Genomic DNA, 19,855 nt, shown 5'->3' with positions numbered 1-19,855 from the left:
AACCCCGAATAATTAAGTGGGATGAGTCAAAATGATTGAGATTAAGCATTTTAGATCACGCATAATTACTCAAAAAATATTATAATGAAAAATATTTTATACATTTTAATACTATGTAGTTAGAATTAATACTACAATTGGGCTATTTGCCTAAAAATATGGCTTTTCTCTTCTCTAGAAATGCCGTTACACCCTCTTTAAAATCGGCAGTTTCAAAACATTTACCAAAGGCTTCAATTTCAATAGCATAACCATTATCGTTATTTACTGATGCAATAACCGATTTTATCGCGGCAGAAACAGCTAGAGGTGCCCGTTGCTTAACTACATTTAGAATCTCTTCTGCTTTGCTGATCAAATCTATCTGCGGAACGACATAATTTACAAGACCAATTTTCTCTGCATCAGTAGCTGTAACCATGTTTGCCGTAGTAATCATTTCTATCGCCTTGCCTTTTCCAACAAGTTGTGTTAAACGTTGCGTACCACCATATCCGGGAATCAATCCTAAAGTAACTTCAGGTAAGCCTAACTTGGCATTTTCTGATGCGATGCGCATGTGGCAGGCCATGGCAAGTTCTAATCCACCGCCCAAAGCAAATCCGTTAATGGCCGCAATAAATGGCTTTGGAGAATTTTCGATGGCATTAAAGACCCGATCATGGCCCTGTTTAGCCAGTTCTTCTCCTTGTTTACCGCTATAATCAGAAAACTCTTTAATATCTGCACCGGCAACAAAAGCTTTTTCTCCGGCTCCGGTTAAGATAACACCTCTTACTTCATCGGTTTTACCAGCAAAAGCAATGGCATCTGCCAGTTCTGCCAAAGTATCTTTATTTAAGGCATTTAACGATTTTTCACGATTGATGGTCAGGTATAAAATGTTTTCTTTTACTTCCGATATTAAATTCTGATATGCCATAGCTTAAAAATTTCTATTTTCTGTAACCCAATTTTGAATATATTCTACAATACTGGCCATGGTTGTGCCCGGTGGAAATAATTCTCCAACGCCCATGTCAGCAAGTTTTAACCGATCTGCTTCCGGAATGATCCCTCCACCGGTTAATAACACATCACCCATCTCTTTTTCTTTCATAAAATGAATAATTTTCGGAAAAACGGTCATATGCGCACCCGAAAGGATGGAAATCCCGATGGCATCAACATCTTCCTGAAGTGCTGTGTTTACAACCATTTCCGGTGTTTGGCGTAAACCAGTGTAAATCACCTCCATGCCCGCGTCGCGTAGGGAAGTCGCGATTACTTTGGCGCCCCTGTCGTGGCCATCTAAACCAACTTTAGCCACCAAAACGCGTATAGGCCGATTTAATACTTTGCTCATAGTGAATATTAAGTTGATGTAAATGTATTGAATTTATTAGGGAATTGAGAAACAGGAAATGTAGATCATGAATAAGGATTCATTGTTCATGGCAGTGCTTTTTGGTAATGAATTGCCCCATAATACCAATATATTGGTCTTTTCATCGTACGATGATGAAGTTCCGGGCTAATAACGGTCAACTGTAGGCTAATAAACCTATAATCATTGTATAAATCCGCTCAATCTTTTTACATTTGCATTCCTAATTTACAGGTTTTTATGAGTGAAGAGAAGTCATTGAACTTTATTGAAGAAATTGTTGAGAACGACTTAAATAGTGGTAAGTATGAAACTTTGGTTACGCGTTTTCCGCCGGAGCCTAACGGTTATCTGCACATCGGCCACGCGAAGGCAATATGCTTAAATTTCGGACTAACACAAAAATACGGCGGTTATACCAATCTGCGTTTTGATGATACCAATCCGGTAACGGAAAAAACGGAATACGTGAACAGCCAGCAGGAAGATATCAGGTGGCTGGGTTTTAACTGGAAAAACGAATTATATGCATCAGATTATTTTGATGACCTATATGGTTTTGCCGTTAAGCTGATCGAAAAGGGCCTTGCTTACGTTGATGAAAGTTCTGCAGATGAAATCGCAGCCTTAAAAGGCACACCAACTGAACCAGGACAGGATAGTGAATACCGTAACCGCAGCATTGAAGAGAATTTAGACATTTTTACAAGAATGAAAAATGGCGAATTTGCTGATGGGGCTTTTATTTTAAGGGCTAAAATCGATATGGCCAGTCCGAATATGTTGATGCGCGATCCGATTATCTACCGCATTAAACATGCCGAGCATCACCGTACAGGCAATAAATGGTGTATCTACCCAATGTACGATTTTGCGCACGGACAGAGCGACAGTATCGAGAACATCACACACTCGATCTGTACTCTAGAATACGTTTCGCACCGCGAATTGTACGATTGGTTTATTGAAAAACTGGATATTTTCCCTTCAAAACAATATGAATTTGCGCGTTTAAACCTAACCAGTACGGTAATGAGTAAACGTAAACTGTTGCAATTGGTTAACGAGAATTTAGTAAACGGATGGGATGATCCGCGTATGCCAACAATAAGTGGTTTACGCAGAAGAGGTTTTACGCCAAAAAGTGTGCGCGAGTTTTGCGAACGTATCGGTATTGCCAAGCGCGAAAATTTAATTGAGCTAAGTTTATTGGAATTTTGTATCCGTGAAGATTTAAATAAAACGGCGAACCGTGTAATGGCGGTTCTGGATCCGATTAAATTGGTGATTACAAACTACGAAAAAGGTACAGAAGATTTAATTGGCGAGAATAATCCCGAGGCAGAAGATGGTGGTGGCACACGTGTGATCCCTTTCAGCAACGAGTTGTGGATCGAGCGTGAAGATTTTATGGAGGTACCTGCAAAAAAATGGTTCCGTTTGGCACCTGGTGCAATGGTACGCTTAAAATTCGCCTACATTGTAAAGTGCGAAGATTTTGTTAAAGATGAAAACGGAAACGTTACCGAAATTCACTGTACTTATATACCAGAATCGAAAAGTGGAAACGATACCAGTGGCGTAAATGTGAAAGGAACCATCCATTGGGTGAGTGCACCACATGCCAAAACTGCCGAAATCCGTTTATACGACCGTTTGTTTACTTCTGAAACACCCGATGCTGAGGAAGGCGATTTTAAAGATTACCTGAATCCTGAAAGTTTGACGGTTTTACCTAATGCTTATATCGAACCCGCTTTGGCCGATGCAGATTTAGAAGGCCGTTATCAGTTTATCCGTAAAGGTTATTTCTGTTTAGATAGAGATTCAACTGCCGATATATTGGTTTTTAATAGAACAGTTACTTTAAAGGATACTTTTAAGAAACCGAATTAGCTTTAGCTTTTTTGGCTACGGAGGCGCAGATGAACATGGATTTTTTGTTTATCTGTGCCTTTTTTATTTGTTCATTAGTTGGTTGTATTCTGCCGGATAACTCCGTCACCCATTTTCCATCTTACATCATCTATCATTAACCGCAATTGCAAAGGAGCTACGCTATAGGCCAAATGCTCTCCACTTAATACTTCGTATACACATTATACAACACCAAAACATCAACTGGTGTTAAAGTTGGGGTAATATCAGATTGGATGTAATGGATTTTAAAAGCCGTTATGGCAGCAGCCAGATTGCTCGTATCGTATCCAATATATTTTAAGGCCATTTCGGTATTGAAATCTACCGGTGGGTTTTTTAGCACATCATCATACCAATAACCGAAACCTTTATCTGCCAGTTTTTTCCAGGGGAAGTTCTTTGGATCATTTTTACGTTTAGGGGCAATATCGGCATGACCGATGAAGTTCGCGGTTGGGATACTGTAGGTTTTCTTTAAGGTAGCCAATAATTTCAGTAAACTATTGATCTGTGCATCGGGCCATGGATCCGTAAGTCCGTTGTTATCCAGTTCTATACCGATAGAAGACGAATTGAGGTCGGTATCTTTCCCCCATTTGCTGATGCCTGCATGGTTTGCCCGCAGATAATCGTTCACCATATGCACAACCTTCCCGTCGCGGCTAATGACATAATGTGCACTGGTGCCTGCTTTTGTAGAGAAAAATGTTTTGATCGTTTGGGCCAGGCTATCCTGTGCGGTATGGTGGATCACTACAAAATTTGGTTTACGTATCCCAAAATTTACAGAACCAACCCAGGTTTGATTTGTTGCTTCTAATGAATCGTAAAGTTGACCAACGGGAGGTGTTGTGCCGATTATTTTAGAAAAATCTTTTGCCTTTTCTTTATATATTTTTTCGGTTGCAGCATACTTGCTGCTTCCACAGGCGGATAAAATGAGGAGAAGTGAAAGCGCGGAAACAGATAGTGGATTTGATAATTTCGAAAATAACATGGGCATGAATTGTTAGCAAGTTGAAGTTACAAAGTTATGTGAAACTTCGCCCAATGCATCAAACTTTATACAAAGCCTTCAAATTTTGCTAATTTAGCAGCAATATACTTTAATAATGAAGAATTTATACAAATCATCCCTATTATTATCTGCCCTGGCCATTTCAGTTGGATCATTGTCGTCTTGTACAGGCAATAATAAACCTAATGGTGCAAAGACTATTGTGGTAAAAAACGATAGTCTTACCAATTACGTTGCACAGCGTTTGCCCATTTACGAAAGGGTTAAACTCACTACAAATATCAATCAGCTAAGTATAACCGACCGTAAAATATTACCGCTGTTAATTCAGGCAGCAGAAATAATGGATGAGCTTTATTGGAAACAGGCTTATCCACAAAAAGACAGTTTGCTGGCAACCATTAAAGATGAAAAAACGCGCGAGTTTGTAAACATCAACTACGGTCCGTGGGATAGGTTAAATAATGACAAGGTTTTTGTTGAAGGTGTTGGGGCAAAACCAGAAGGCGCATCTTTTTATCCTTATGGTATCACTAAAGAAGCAATAGAGAAATCAGACCTAACCGATAAGTTTGGCGCCTATTCTGTTGTTCAGAAAGATAGTACCGGCAAATTATCTACCGTACCTTACCACGTTTTATTTGCATCAGAATTGCAAAAGGCGAGTTCATTATTAAAACAGGCGGCATTAATTGCTGATGATAAGGGCTTAAAAAAATACCTGAATTTAAGAGCTGATGCCTTGGTAACAGATAACTTTACCGCAAGTGATTACGCCTGGTTAGATATGAAAACCAATGGTTTGGATATTATTATCGGGCCGATTGAAAACTATGAGGATAAACTTTTTAATGCCCGTACCAGTTACGAAGCTTACGTTTTAATTAAAGATAAAGAATGGAGCAAGCGCCTGGAGAAGTATGTAAAAATGCTTCCGGAGTTACAGAAAAACTTGCCTGTTGCGGCAAAATATAAAACAGAAACACCAGGAACTGATTCTGAGTTAAATGCTTATGATGTGGTTTATTATGCAGGAGATTGCAACGCAGGATCGAAAACCATTGCCGTTAACCTGCCGAATGATGAAAAAATCCAACAGGAAAAAGGCACCCGCCGTTCACAGTTGAAAAATGCCATGCAGGCTAAGTTTGATAAGATTTTGGTGCCCATTTCGAAAGAATTAATTGATGCCGATCAGCAGCAGTACATTAAATTTGATGCTTTTTTTGCCAATGTGATGTTTCACGAGGTTGCGCATGGTCTGGGAATTAAAAAAACCATCACCGGAAAGGGTTTTGTGCGTGCAGCATTAAAAGAACAATACAGTTGGCTGGAGGAGGGCAAAGCTGATATTTTAGGTTTGTACATGGTAACCGGTTTGCTTAAAAAAGGCGAATTAAAGGGTGATATAAAAGATTATTATACTACGTTTATGGCGGGTATTTTGCGCTCGGTACGCTTTGGCGTTTCTGAAGCGCATGGAAAGGCCAATATGCAATGTTTCAATTACTTTCAGGAAAAGGGCGCTTTTGAGCGTACCGCTAAAGGCACTTACAAAGTTAACTTCGAAAAATTTGCTACCGCAATGAACGACTTAAGTGCATTCATAATTACTCTTCAGGGTAATGGCGATAAAGTGGCGGTAGAAAAAGCACAAAAGGATAAAGCAGTTATCCATACAGCATTACAAAATGACCTGGATAGGCTAACCAAAAAGAATATACCGGTTGATGTTGTTTTCGCACAAGGTGTTGATGTACTTGGGGTAAAATAGAATATTCCTGTTTAAGGATTTAAAGCCACGGAGCTACTGGTGTTAACTTGTAGCTCCGTGGCTTTCTGCGTTAAGGGTTAATTGTTTAACTGGTTAATTGATGTCAAAAGCTCAGACCGGTTAACCGTTGAATTGGTTAGCTGACTGTAAACTTATTTATTATAGGATAAACTAAAGACGCTCAACTTTTTCAAAATCCTTGTAACCTTTTCAAAAAACGGTCGTCTTACTTTTAACTAAACAAGCGGAAACCTTTCGTTTCCGGGCTAAACTTTAAATAAGCAAGCAATTAAATGGACGGCGTGCATAGTACGCCATGGAATTTTTTTTGCCTGATTTTTTAAAAATATAAAACATCCCAATGAAAAATTTATACAGAATATCCCTTACCCTTTGCCTCTTTTTAACCGCTACAACTGTTTTTGCACAAACTACCCCTAAAGCCAATATCAGTGGTGTAATTTTAGATGAGAGCAAAAAACCTGCAGATTATGTTACGGTTGTATTGTTCAAGGCATCTGATTCGAGCGTGGTTAAAACGGCATTTACCGATCCTACAGGAACATTCAGTTTTAATGTTCCCGCTAAGGGGAGCTATTATTATAAAGCCAGTAATATGGGTTATAAAACGCTTAAAAGTAAAACAATAGTTTTAACGGAAGAGAACCAGAAAATAGATTTTGGTACTGCACAGCTTACCGCAAGCACCCAAAACTTAAAAGAGGTAAATGTGGCGGTTACCAAACCATTAATCGAAAGAAAAATGGATAAGGTGGTGATGAATGTTTCGAGCAGTTCGATCATGAGCGGCTCTACCGCGCTGGAGGTTTTACAAAAAGCACCAGGCGTAACGGTAGATCAGAACGATAATATTTCAATGATGGGCAAACAGGGCGTATTGATTCAATTGGATGGCAAACAAACCTATATGAGCAGTGCCGATGTGGCCAACCTGCTCCGTAACATGCAAAGTTCCGACATCGAAAGCATCGAACTGATTACCAATCCTTCTTCAAAATACGATGCTGCCGGTAACTCTGGCATCATTAATATTAAAACGAAGAAAAGTAAAAATGGCGGAACCAACGGCAGTGTAAACGGAATGGCAGGCTATGGTAAAAACTTTAGGGGTAATGCAGGCTTAAGCCTAAACCATAGAACGCAAAAACTAAATCTTTTTGGGAACTACAATTATGGAAAGAACGAGCGCGAGAACCGGATCGATATCGACCGGATTTCTAACGGGAAAACTGCTGACACCTATTTTATGCAGGTTGGTTCGAGCCTCAGAAAACAAAACAACAACAATTTCAAAGCTGGCTTAGATTATTTTATCGATAAGAAAAATACAATTGGTGTTTTGGTAAACGGTTATTTTAATCATGGAACGGAAGCATCGGTAAACAACACCCTAATCGGACCATCTTTTCAAAAAGTAGATTCCATGTTGGTTTCGAATACCCTGCAAACCAATAAGTACAACAATCTTTCTTATAATTTAAACTATAAATCGGTGTTGGATACCGCTGGTTCAGAGATTTCGGCCGATGTTGATTATTCGAGATACAATGGAAACGATGGTTCAAAATATGATAATGATTACCTGTTCCCTAATGGCGACAGGATCCGCCCAATTGTTTACACCAGGAATAATACACCCTCTATTATCGATATCAAGGCCTTTAAGGTTGACTACAACGTTTCATTGAGTAAAACGGTTAAACTGGAGGCTGGCATTAAAAGCAGCTGGGTTAAAACTGATAACGATCTTCAGGCCGAAGAGTTTGTTAGCAATAGCTGGCGGAATGATGTAAACCGCAGTAACCAGTTCATTTACGATGAAAACGTAAACGCCGCCTACACCAACTTAAATAAACAGTTTAAAAATACAAGCGTGCAGATTGGTTTAAGGGTAGAGCAAACCAACTCCAAAGGCAATTTAATTACAACGAATACAGTGGTTGAACGGAGTTACTGGGATTTCTTTCCAACAGTGTTTGTGCAACAAACCCTTTCAAAAAACAACCAGTTGGGTTTCTCTTACAGCAGGAGGATAGACAGGCCGAGTTATGATGCTTTAAACCCTTTTATTTATTACCTGGATCAGTATACCTATAATAAAGGTAACCCGTTTTTGAACCCACAGTATACCAACAATTTCGAACTGAGTTATACCTTTCTACAGAAATATATGCTTTCAATAGGTTATAGCAGGGTTAATGACGTTATTACTGAGGTGCTTTTGCCTGATACCGCTCAAAAAGCGCTATACCAAACCAATGCGAATCTTGCCAAAAACATCAGTTATAATGCCAACTTGAATATACCTGTTCAGATTACCAAATGGTGGCAGACCAATAACAATTTAAATGTTTTTTATCTCAGTTTTGAGGCACCGGATTTAGCCGGCAATGCCTTAAAAACCGGAAGAACTTCTTTTCAGTTTAAAACACAACAAACCTTTACCATTGTAAATGGCTTTACAGCAGAATTGAGTGGCAGCTATGAGTCGCCACTTGATTACGGTACTTTTTCTATCCGGCCACGCTATTCCATTGATGCGGGTTTGAGCAAAGCACTATTTAATAAAAAAGCGAGCTTGAAATTTGCCTTATCAGATGTATTTAATACCTATAAAACCAATTTATCGAGTATATATTCCGGCTTAACTTATGAAGTGCGCCAGAAAAATGAAAGTCAGGTAGCCAGGCTCAGTTTTACGTACCGTTTTGGTAAAAATGAGATTAAACCTGCCCGCCGTCGTTCTACCGGTACTGAGGCTGAGCAGGGAAGGATGAAGAATTAGAAGTAAAAAAGGGGATCATACGATCAGTTAAGATCTGTCATGTTGAGCCTGTCGAAACACTTTACAATATTTTAGGTTGGTCCTTCGACGGGCTCAGGATGACAAACTTTTGAAAGGTTTATCTCCTGCGCGCTACACCTTGCTGTCCCGAATCTTTGGGATCAACATCTATCTTGCTATAAAGATCCTGAAACAAGCTCAGGAAGACGATTCTTTGGTCGCTTATACCTTTGTCTGTATCATGTGGATTATATAAATACTTAAAACTTGTATTCCATCACATAATCGTCCATGAAGTAGCCTTCACCGATATCAAGCTTTACGGATTCTTTAATGGTAAACCCTCCTTTTAAATAGAAGTCCTTAGCATTATTGTGTTTATTCACATTCAACTGTAAAGCGCTACCTCCTGCATCTTTAACCTGGTTAAAAACCTCGTTGATCAGGATTTTACCAACACCTTTACCATGTGCAGATGGCAATACATAAAGCTTGTGTAATTTATAAATGCGTTCGTCATGGCCAACAATGGAGTAGCCTGCAAAGCCATATTGCTTTTCGCCGTCTTCGGCAATCAGGAAGATATGGCCTTCCATAAATTGTTTCAGCAGCTCACCTTTATTGTACATCTTGTCCAGCATATAATCAATCTGTGCCTGTCCGATAATATCAAGATAGGTTGATGGCCAGGTAGCGGCAGCAATATCCCTGATGATTTCTATATCTTCTTCTTTTGCTTTTCTAAGGGTAATCATATCGGTTCACTAATATAAATCGGTTGTCCGGAAAAAGTGAATTCTACAAATCCGTCTTTCACCACGATAAAAATTTCTTCTTCATTCTGCATCAGATTGGTTACTTCGATATACCGGTTGCCGTGAATGAGGAACTCGCTTCCGGCAGGTTTCCAAACGGAAAATCCCGACTTTATCGGGTAGTGTTTTGCTTTTTCGGTAAATACCACAAGATTGATCTGGTCTTCAAATCCTGCAAATTTTTCGAGATCGAATTTTTTGGCAATCACATTTACCGCGGGATATTTCTCTTCGTACAGATAATTGATCGCCACCATTAAAGCATCAACTGGCCCCTGGATTACTTTTGTATCCTCTTGCGTTTCCTGTCCACTCCCATTTACCAGCACATCTACCTTTAAGCCTAAAGAAAATATTTTATCATAATTTTCTCCGTTAACCAGAAGTGTAGGGCTCCATTCTAACAGTTGGCCCAATAACTCTTCGTTAAAATTTCCAAGCTCATCAATATATAAAGCCGGCTCTTGTTTTTCTTTTACAATATGGTGTGAAGACATACTGCGAATATATAAATTTCGTACTAAGTAAAATACATCAAGAATCAGAACCGGGTAAAATGATTAACGATTATACGGGTATTCACTTACCCAATGGAATCCCCTGTTGATGAGCCTGAAATCTTTCAGGTCTTTTCGTTTAAAGCTTACTGATATCGGATCTTTATCGCTCAGGCCAGAGAAAACCAGCTTGTCTTTTCCGATGGCACGGTAGTTTAACACATATTTTGAAGAATCTTTAGCAGTAGATTTTAATACCAGTTCTTTCTTTTTCTGATCAAAAACAGTAGTGAAATTAACCGTACTATCGTTCATTTTTTTTACCCGCGCATAACCGGTATAACTGATCACCATTTGTTTCCAACGGATACTGTCGGTGGTTAGCGGTGGCAGTGTTTTGTCTTTAAGCCTCATGTCTTCTACATTATAAATGCCATATAAAAATGGTTTGGGTGCCGCACTGCCGTAAGTTTTGGTTTGTTGGATAAAGGTGTATAGCATAGCAACTATCCCGGCAGTGATGTAGAGATATTTTAAGGTATAAGCCGAAAGGTAAAGCCATCGCTTTTTAAAGGCAGGCCGGTACATTTTATCGAGCTGCTGGTTTTCATATCTGATGAAGAAGCGGTATAGTTTTAAGAAGTGGGGTGCCAGGATAAAAAGGCTCATTACCACAAGTGCAGTAGAGAGTAGTTTTACAGGCACATCGAAAAAATAATTCATCGACATCACGTGTGCAGTTGCCGCCAGCGCTAAAAAGGCGCCTACCACTACCGTTCTGCGGAATAATAATAAAACAGCAGAAACCTCTACAATGCCCATAAAAGTATTGTATCCCTTCGAAAAACCCAGAAATGTCCAGGCCAGGCCCATAGGCGAGGCATCGCCAAAAGGCTGTAAAAGCCTGTTTAGGGAAGGATCCGGGAATTGGAGTTTGATTACTTTTATTAAACCGTATAATATTAAAGTAAAGGCCAGATAAAACCTCACCAGCACCACGAGCCAATAATATGCCGCATTGTAGCTTTTACGCTTACGGTCTAAAACCGACCAGATGATACAGCCGGTTACCGAAACCAGAAACATAAAGAGCAATAGTACCCAATCGTAAGACGTATCTCCACTGCCGTTGGTGGTGATTGTAAAATCGTAGTTATAATGAATGATATTTTTCGAAAACCATGGAATTAAATGGTGCAGTACCAGACCAGGCAGCTGTAGTAGGCCAGATATAAAAGGAAAAGCCCCGTTATTGTTCAGGAGAATAAAAAGAGGTAGCAGGAGAAAGAAAAACCTGAAAGCGATTTTTTTATAAATATTCCAGGTCATGTTGGTTTGAAGAGCGTTTTCTGACATATTTGTTAGGGTTTATTCCAAAACTAAAAAATATCCAGCGGGCTTCAAATTATAAAATGTTAATTCACAGCACTTTCTTTAACTAAACTGTAAAAATCCTGATAGGCTTCTATAGGATCATCAGCAAAATTAATCGCTCCAGAGACGGCAATTCCATAAATACCGCTTTGCATCAGCGCTTCCACATCGTAGGTTTTAACGCCACCCACAGCAAGCACCGGAAGATGGATCTTTTGATCTTTTAATTCCCTAACAGCATTTTGATAACCTTCGATTCCGAGAAGGGTATAATTATTGGGTTTGGTTTCGGTTACGGCATATGGACCATAGCCAGCATAATCGGCACCTTCATTTGCAAGTCTGATTAAATTTTCGATGGTATTTGCAGAACCTCCAAGCGTAATGTCGTTACCGACTAATTTTCGCAGGGCGATAATATCGGCATCCATATCTTCGATGTGGAAACCCTGAATATCGGCCTTTCCATTGAAGTGGATATGATCGGTAACGATTAAGGTGGTGCCCCAATCATCGCAAATTTCTGCTATGGTGTTAATGTCCTGTAAGAGTGCTTCATCGGTTTTGCTCAAACAGCGATATTGGACCCACTTTGCCCCGGCCTCACAAGCCAATTGTACCTGTTCGATATGGCTTAGATGTGGGATGTCGTGTGTGATGTAATGAAGTTTCTCGATGTATTTCATAACTGCCGCGGGTCAGGATGATTAAGATTAAAGAATTTTAAGATTTCAGGATGCCAATATAAACAAAATCGTCATGGCAAGCGTGCGCTGCAATGACGATCCTTTTTTTAGCTTTAGGAATTCGAGTTGACAACTTTACAGGCGGGTTGCCTGTAAAGTTGTCAACGCTGAATGATAGATTTAAAACTTCACATTCAAACTTAGCAAAAAGTTGCGGGTAGCTTGTGGGTAATAATAATTTGAACGGCTTAAATCGCCATTAAAAAGATAGGGATACGTACCCCCATTGCTTTCGTATAAGGTGCTAAATACATTATTGATCAGCAAACTCAAACCCACGTTCTTTACAGCCGCAAAGGATGTATTATAGCTTAAACGGATATCATTCACAAAGAAAGCCGATAGTGTGCGGCTGTCGGCCGATGTATTATCAAGGTATTGTTTGCCCACATATTTAGTCAACAAAGCTACACTTGCATTTTTCAATACATTGTAATTGATTTCACTAGAAGCAATTATGGATGGGGAAAAAGCAATGGTGCTATTCTTGTAATGGTTAATGATTACTGGGGTAGCTGCTGTGGGGTCTTCATCGTAAATGTATTCTTCAAAATTCTTGATTTTGTTTCTACTCAAAGTTGCTGTTGCAGCCCAGGATAGGTTTTTAAGAATTTGCCATTTTCCATCAAATTCTATACCTGCACGATAGCTATCCGGAACGTTTTGACGTGTTTGTCCGCCAACATCATTTAATTTTCCGGTATTGATCAGCTGATCTTTATAGAACATGGCAAAACCATTTAAGCCAAAAGAAAGTGTAGAAAACTGTGTGCGATAGCCAGCTTCAACATCTGTTAAATGTTCGGGTTTAGGTCTGCTGTTGATATCTGAATCTGTAAAATCATTTCTGTTTGGTTCTTTATTGCCAATGGCAACAGAGGCATATACATTGCTTTTATCGTTAAAATTATAGGTTAAACCTGCCTTTGGGTTGAAGAAATTTAATGCTGCATTTTGTTGCGCGGGTGTTCCATCCGGATCTAGTCCAAAATATGAATAATAAACCCTTCTGTATTGAAGATCGGCAAATAAACTAAACTGATCAATTTGATAATTTGCCCTTCCAAAAATATTGAAATCAGACTTAAAAGCATCGTTATCGTTGTACCGGTGACGGATAGACCCGCTCCCGTCGTAATTGGCAAACTGCGCCCAAATCACCTCGTCGAAATGTCTTCCCTTATATTCATTGTAGGCGCCGCCCAGAGTAAAGTTTAAGTTGTTTTTTGGTGTATAGTTTAAGGAATAGGTAAGGCCATAAAAATCGTTATCCAGCCAAAGCCTTCTTACCAAGTCTGATTCATCCTGTGTTACCCCCCCAAGCACAACTGCAGGGATTCCGTAATCGGATAAACTTTGTTTATCCTTATATTCTTCGTAGTAACCTCTTCCGTAAGTGTAATGAAGTGCTGCATTGGCAACCAGTTGATCACTTAAATTTCTGGTATAGAACAATTGATAATGATCTTGCTGATAATTATCGGTTTGGTTATCGTAGGTGAAATCGTTATGCCTGCGGTTGGTATCAAGTGTTACCTCACCAATTCCGTTCCAGGCTTGGTATGTTTTTTCTGTACCGCTAAAAACATTGGCGCGGAGAATATCTTTTTTGCCATAGTAGGCACCGGAAACAAAGAAAGATTTAAGGTCAGACGATGCGCGGTCTACATAACCATCAGATTTAATCCGCGATAAACGGCCATCGAAGGTGAATTTATTATTGATTAAACCTGTACCCACACTAACCGTATTTTTCCAGGTATTGTAAGAACCATAAGTATTGTTCAGTTCGGCATAAGCAGAATCTCTGCGCGTTGTGGTCTGAATGTTTAAACTTCCGCCAAATGCACCGGCTCCATTTGTGGAGGTGCCTACCCCACGTTGAATCTGTATATTATCAACTGATGATGCTAAATCTGGCAGGTTGATAAAAAAACTGCCCTGACTCTCTGCGTCATTAAGCGGGATTCCGTTTAAGGTTACATTAATCCGGGTTGCATCGCTACCACGGATCCTCATTCCGGTATAACCAATTCCGGTTCCGCCGTCAGAACTGACCACAACGGAGGGCGTTTGGTTTAATAAATATGGAAGATCCTGTCCCAGGTTGTTCTTCGCCAGTTCGGCCTTGTCTAAATTGCGAAAAGTTGTTGCCGAATTTTTAGATGCCCTCGTTGCGCTTACCACAACCTCATCAGCCAGGAAATTTTGGGGTGAGAGACTAAAATCTGCTGTGGTATTCTGATTAAGCTCGACAGTTTTTTCGATGGTTTTGTAACCTACATAACTCACTACAAGGGTATATTTTCCGATATTCAGGTTTGTGATCGTGTAGTTCCCATTCGCGTCGCTAACTACAGCCGTTTTTTGATTTCTCAATTTAACCGTAGCACCCGGAAGGGCCTGCTGGTTTTGGTCTGTTACTTTACCGGTAACAGAAATCTGTGCCGATGCAAAGAAAGGCAACATTGCAACAAATGCTGCAAAAAGTAAATTTTTCAATCTGATTGTTTTTAGTTAAACCCATCGGAAAAAGGGGTTTCCCCGATTTCAGTTAAACTTCCATAACTCCAATCCCTACGCCGGCATTACCCGGATCAGGTGCATTTATAAGGCTTAGGATTTAGGGCTCAGGGCTTAGGGTTTTACCCTTCACCTTTTGCCTTCTACCTTTCACCTATAAAATGGGTATGATCTCAGCCTGTTTTTGTGTTTATACAAACAAGGCACCCCTAATGATGGGACAAATGTAGAAAATATTTAGCAATAAGAAGAGTTGTTAGCTTTAATCGCCCGTTTTATCAGAAATTTGACAGCTGAACTTTAAAATCGTAGAAAAATATAGACTGTTGTCTGCAAAAACACAAAATGCATATCAATTTAGTTATTGTTGATTTGGAAATGGATGGCTCTGGGCCTTTGGCATCTTTAGCCCTGTTCCGTTTCTTCTTCCGATGGAAAAATCGGCAGTCGTGTTATACGCCATGGTAACGATCCCTTGTTCAATAAACCCGACAGCAGCGAACACGAAATCCCGACATCAGTCGGGATGAGTAAAGCGGATGGCGGGACTGTCGGCAGCCATATACCACAATCAATACATTTCCAAAAAAAGAGAAATCCTGCCTGATCTCCTATCTCCCCAAAAACTCATCAACGGTATTAACCGCATTTGCGATCCTTTCTTCCCCCAATCCGCCAATAACTTTATAATTAGCGTTTAAGGCCTTAAGCTCTTTGTGCCAAACCTGCATAAAATATTCGCGTTTATCAGGAAAATCACGTAATGGGTCATCTTGCCAGGGCAAATCGATATCCATTAACAGATACAGGTCGTATGTTCTTTTAGGCAAGGCATTTAACACAATCTCTGGGGTTTCGCCAAGTACTTCATCACTCCATATTTTAACGGTAACGAAAGTTGTATCGCAGATAATGAAGTCGCTTTCAGAAGTTACTAAAATGGCGTCTTCCAAAGCCACCTGGCCATAGTACATATTTATTTCATCTTGCAATGTATAATCGGCAACCAGGTTCTCACAATAGTAACGGGCATATTCTGGCACCCACGAAACTTTATAATATTTCGCCAACAACTGGGATATGGTAGATTTTCCTGTACTCTCGGGGCCAACAACGGCAATCTTTTTGATGTTTTTATTCACGATAACCAAATGTAAAGGAAAAAGCTTTAAAAGAAAAAATCCGGTTGAGGAGGGCTCCTCTAACCGGATAATAAACCAAACAAACTATTTATGAAGAAATCCTCATGGCGGGTAACTAATCCGCGGAGGAAGCTTTAGATCTTTTTCTAAAGTATATACAAAACGCATATATGTTCTGCTTAGTACAACATTATTGCCAATATTTCGATCATCACAACTTCGTGACTTAATTCTGACGTATAGCGCCACTATTGGTAAATTCTTTTAACAATAATTAACATTTCAGCTAAGGTTATACATTAGCATTCGACAGCCGTGTATAATTTATAGTACATTATGTAATTCAGGTGTTCATTATTTAAAACTATTTGTATAGAATGGTGTTATTTATTTAAGACATCAACAACTAAAACGTTATATCATGAAAAAGATATGTGTTGTATTATCCCTTTTAATTGTATTTGCTTTAGGCGCAATTGCTTTTACGAATATTAAATTGGGCGGAATAATCGGAAAAATCAGTCCAGCGGATGCCGTTTCTTCGGTTTCGCTTGTAGCTGCAACAGACACGCTGAAAGCACAAATCAGTCAGGGCGTTTTTACTTTTACCAACCTTAAAGAAGGCGTTTATACGGTGGTTGTAAAAGCCAATGCGCCATATAAAGATGCCGTGATAGAAAAGGTTGCCGTTAAAGATAGTGCCACGACAGATTTAGGCGAAATTAAATTACAGCAGTAGTGCTTTTTGCAAAAGAAAAATTTAAAAAGAGGACATTATAAACCCTCTTTTTTATTTTAAAAAAATCAGCTTAAAATCCCTCTAAAGATGTATCTTTGCATCCCGACAGAACAGTTGGGATTTTTCTTCTTACAAGCACAAAATCTCGTTGCTTTCAAGGTTCCAAAAAGAACCAACACTTTAGAATTTTAATTATTGTTTAAGCTTTATCATGCCTAAAGACACTTCCATTCGCTCAGTACTGATTATCGGATCTGGACCAATTATTATTGGCCAAGCCTGTGAATTTGATTACTCGGGTTCGCAAGCGGCTCTTTCTTTAAAAGAAGAAGGAATTACCGTTTCCATTATCAACTCCAATCCGGCTACCATCATGACGGATAAGGTTATCGGTGACCATGTTTACCTGCGTCCGCTAACTGTTGATTCAATAGAGGTTATTTTACAAGAGCATATCGACTCTGCAGATTTACCTAGAATAGATGCAGTACTTCCTACCATGGGAGGCCAAACCGCGCTAAACCTATGTAAAGAAGCTGAAGAACGCGGTGTTTGGGAAAAATACGGGGTTAAAGTTGTTGGTGTAGACGTTGCGGCGATCGAAAAAACCGAAAACCGTGAAGCTTTCCGCCAGTTAATGGTTGATATCGGTGTAGGTGTTGCAGAATCTAAAATTGCCAACTCATTTTTAGAAGGCAAGGAAGCGGCACAAGAAATCGGTTATCCATTGGTAATCCGCCCGTCATATACCTTAGGTGGTTCTGGTGGAGGTTTTGTACATAAGAAAGAAGAATTCGATGCAGCGCTAAAGCGTGGTTTAGAAGCTTCTCCAACACACGAGGTACTCGTAGAGAAAGCAGTTTTAGGCTGGAAAGAATATGAGCTGGAATTATTAAGAGATAGCAACGATAACGTAATCATTATCTGTTCGATCGAAAACTTCGACCCGATGGGTATCCACACCGGAGATTCGATCACTGTTGCTCCTGCAATGACTTTATCTGACCGTTGTTACCAGGAAATGCGTAACCAGGCGATTAAAATGATGCGTGCGATAGGCAACTTTGCCGGTGGATGTAACGTTCAGTTTTCGGTTAACCCTGCAAACGACGAAATTATCGCCATCGAAATCAACCCACGTGTATCGCGTTCATCAGCTTTGGCCAGTAAAGCAACCGGTTATCCAATTGCAAAGATTGCAGCAAAACTGGCAATCGGTTACAACCTTGATGAAATTGAAAACCAGATTACCAAAACCACTTCGGCTTATTTCGAACCTACTTTAGATTATGTAATCGTTAAGGTACCACGCTGGAACTTCGATAAATTTAAAGGCGCAAATAAAGAGCTTGGTTTACAGATGAAATCGGTAGGTGAGGTAATGGCCATCGGGCGTACCTTTATCGAAGCACTGCAAAAAGCTTGTCAGAGTTTAGAGATCAACCGCGCAGGTTTAGGTGCCGATGGCAGACAAAACCGCAACATTAATGAAATTATGGATGGTTTGGAGCATGCTTCATGGAACCGTCTGTTTTTAATAAAAGATGCCATGACGATGGGTGTGCCTTTGGAGTCGATCCGTAAGGTAACTAAAATCGATAAATGGTTCTTAAACCAGATTCAGGAGCTTGTATTGCTTGAAACTGAACTAAAAAGATACTCGCTAAACAATATCCCTCAGGATTTCTTTGTTAACCTTAAGCAAAAAGGCTTCTCTGATATTCAGATTGCCTGGTTGTTAGGAAACGTTACCGAGGATGAGGTTTACGATCGCCGTAAAGCTTTGGGAATTAACAGGGTATATAAAATGGTTGATACCTGTGCTGCGGAGTTCCCGGCAAAAACACCATACTATTACTCTACTTTTGAAGAGGAAAACGAATCTGTTCCATCTGACAGGAAAAAAGTAATTGTTTTGGGTTCAGGGCCAAACCGTATTGGCCAGGGTATCGAATTCGATTATTCGTGTGTACACGGCTTATTGGCTGCAAAAGAATCAGGTATCGAAGCCATCATGATCAACTGTAACCCTGAAACGGTTTCTACAGACTTTAACATGGCCGATAAATTGTACTTCGAGCCTGTATTCTGGGAACACGTCCGCGAAATCATTGAGCTTGAAAATCCAATCGGCGTAATTGTTCAACTGGGTGGACAAACGGCTTTGAAAATGGCTGAGAAATTAACCGAAAAAGGCATCAAGATTATCGGAACATCTTTCGAGAACATGGATATCGCCGAAGATCGTGGCCGTTTCTCAGATTTGTTGAAAGAATTAGATATTCCTTATCCAAAATATGGTGTTGCAGAGAATGCGGAAGAAGCAATTGTTGTAGCAAACGAGGTAGGTTATCCAGTGTTGGTTCGTCCGAGTTATGTATTGGGCGGACAAGGGATGAGCATCGTCATTAACGATGAAGACCTTGAAAAGGCAGTAGTAAAATTACTGGGCGATTTACCGGGCAACCGTGTGTTGATCGATCATTTCCTGGATAGAGCAGAAGAAGCAGAATCAGATTCGATTTCTGATGGCGATGATGTGCACATTGTAGGTATGATGGAACACATTGAGCCTGCAGGTATCCACTCGGGCGATTCGTTCGCCGTATTGCCAACCTTTAGTTTATCAGATAAGGTAACTAAAGCCATGGAAGAATATTCGATCAAAATTGCAAAGGCTTTAAATGTAATCGGATTATTAAACATCCAGTTTGCAATTAAAGATGAGAAGGTGTATGTTATCGAGGCGAACCCAAGGGCATCGCGTACGGTTCCTTTCATCGCAAAAGCTTACGATGTGCCATACATCAACATCGCAGCAAAGATTATGTTGGGTGCAGCAAAACTGAAAGACTTTACGATTGTGCGCAAGCTTGAAGGTTATGCCATTAAAGAACCGGTTTTCTCATACGAGAAATTCCCGGAGGTAGCAAAAGAGTTAGGTCCTGAAATGAAATCTACCGGTGAGGCGATCCGTTTCATCAAAGATTTGGAAGATCCTTACTTCCGCAAGCTTTATAAAGATAAATCAATGTATCTGAGTAAGTAATTTCTTACGAAGTTTCGAAAGGCGAGAGCCGGTAGAACTTCGTAAGTTTACATGAAATAGTAAAGGCCAGTGAAAAATCACTGGCC

General features: G+C 39.9%; 14 protein-coding genes. 5 read left to right on the top strand and 9 right to left on the bottom strand.

Annotated features, from left to right (window positions below):
* Window positions 1-142: 142 nt before the first annotated feature.
* Window positions 143-922, bottom strand: coding sequence for an enoyl-CoA hydratase/isomerase family protein (locus AC04Q1_RS22355; protein ID WP_478366767.1), 780 nt, complete (start codon window positions 920-922; stop codon window positions 143-145).
* A 3-nt stretch (window positions 923-925) separates the two neighbouring features.
* On the bottom strand, window positions 926-1,345 hold the full coding sequence (locus tag AC04Q1_RS22350; RefSeq protein ID WP_478366766.1) for a cobalamin B12-binding domain-containing protein: 420 nt from the start codon (window positions 1,343-1,345) through the stop codon (window positions 926-928).
* A 261-nt stretch (window positions 1,346-1,606) separates the two neighbouring features.
* Between AC04Q1_RS22350 and AC04Q1_RS22345 the strand changes: the two genes are divergently transcribed.
* Window positions 1,607-3,262, top strand: a complete 1,656-nt coding sequence (locus AC04Q1_RS22345) for a glutamine--tRNA ligase/YqeY domain fusion protein (RefSeq protein WP_478366765.1) — start codon at window positions 1,607-1,609, stop codon at window positions 3,260-3,262.
* A 184-nt stretch (window positions 3,263-3,446) separates the two neighbouring features.
* Here AC04Q1_RS22345 and AC04Q1_RS22340 read toward each other — a convergent pair whose 3' ends face one another.
* On the bottom strand, window positions 3,447-4,283 hold the full coding sequence (locus AC04Q1_RS22340) for an N-acetylmuramoyl-L-alanine amidase (RefSeq protein ID WP_478366764.1): 837 nt from the start codon (window positions 4,281-4,283) through the stop codon (window positions 3,447-3,449).
* A gap of 115 nt (window positions 4,284-4,398) precedes the next feature.
* On the opposite strand from AC04Q1_RS22340, the gene AC04Q1_RS22335 reads away from it, so the two are divergent.
* Window positions 4,399-6,078, top strand: a complete 1,680-nt coding sequence (locus tag AC04Q1_RS22335) for a dipeptidyl-peptidase 3 family protein (RefSeq protein WP_478366763.1) — start codon at window positions 4,399-4,401, stop codon at window positions 6,076-6,078.
* 361 nt (window positions 6,079-6,439) lie between these two features.
* Window positions 6,440-8,884: a TonB-dependent receptor domain-containing protein gene (locus tag AC04Q1_RS22330; RefSeq protein WP_478366762.1), complete on the top strand. Its 2,445-nt coding sequence runs from the start codon at window positions 6,440-6,442 to the stop codon at window positions 8,882-8,884.
* 260 nt (window positions 8,885-9,144) lie between these two features.
* Here AC04Q1_RS22330 and AC04Q1_RS22325 read toward each other — a convergent pair whose 3' ends face one another.
* The 6 genes from AC04Q1_RS22325 to AC04Q1_RS22300 all read right to left on the bottom strand — a co-directional run bounded on the left by AC04Q1_RS22325 (window position 9,145) and on the right by AC04Q1_RS22300 (window position 15,981).
* Window positions 9,145-9,639, bottom strand: coding sequence for an N-acetyltransferase family protein (locus AC04Q1_RS22325; protein ID WP_478366761.1), 495 nt, complete (start codon window positions 9,637-9,639; stop codon window positions 9,145-9,147).
* Window positions 9,636-10,196: a thiamine pyrophosphokinase gene (locus AC04Q1_RS22320; protein ID WP_478366760.1), complete on the bottom strand. Its 561-nt coding sequence runs from the start codon at window positions 10,194-10,196 to the stop codon at window positions 9,636-9,638. The genes AC04Q1_RS22325 and AC04Q1_RS22320 overlap by 4 nt, the downstream gene beginning before the upstream one ends.
* 63 nt (window positions 10,197-10,259) lie before the next feature.
* Window positions 10,260-11,552, bottom strand: coding sequence for a hypothetical protein (locus tag AC04Q1_RS22315; protein ID WP_478366759.1), 1,293 nt, complete (start codon window positions 11,550-11,552; stop codon window positions 10,260-10,262).
* A gap of 59 nt (window positions 11,553-11,611) precedes the next feature.
* Window positions 11,612-12,256 (bottom strand): thiamine phosphate synthase, encoded by a 645-nt coding sequence (locus tag AC04Q1_RS22310; protein ID WP_478366758.1) that lies wholly within the window; start codon window positions 12,254-12,256, stop codon window positions 11,612-11,614.
* Window positions 12,257-12,436: 180 nt separating this feature from the next.
* On the bottom strand, window positions 12,437-14,818 hold the full coding sequence (locus AC04Q1_RS22305) for a TonB-dependent receptor (RefSeq protein WP_478366757.1): 2,382 nt from the start codon (window positions 14,816-14,818) through the stop codon (window positions 12,437-12,439).
* Window positions 14,819-15,450: 632 nt separating this feature from the next.
* Window positions 15,451-15,981 (bottom strand): AAA family ATPase, encoded by a 531-nt coding sequence (locus AC04Q1_RS22300; protein ID WP_478366756.1) that lies wholly within the window; start codon window positions 15,979-15,981, stop codon window positions 15,451-15,453.
* A 421-nt stretch (window positions 15,982-16,402) separates the two neighbouring features.
* Between AC04Q1_RS22300 and AC04Q1_RS22295 the strand changes: the two genes are divergently transcribed.
* A complete protein-coding gene (locus AC04Q1_RS22295) occupies window positions 16,403-16,720 on the top strand; it encodes a carboxypeptidase regulatory-like domain-containing protein (RefSeq protein WP_478366755.1) in 318 nt (105 codons plus the stop codon).
* A 211-nt stretch (window positions 16,721-16,931) separates the two neighbouring features.
* Window positions 16,932-19,769 (top strand): carbamoyl-phosphate synthase large subunit, encoded by a 2,838-nt coding sequence (carB, locus tag AC04Q1_RS22290; RefSeq protein ID WP_478366754.1) that lies wholly within the window; start codon window positions 16,932-16,934, stop codon window positions 19,767-19,769.
* The last annotated feature ends 86 nt before the right edge of the window (window positions 19,770-19,855 follow it).

Source organism: Pedobacter humicola (assembly GCF_056490705.1).
Note: the sequence above shows the minus strand (reverse complement) of the source record. Positions and strands in the feature narration are given on the sequence as shown.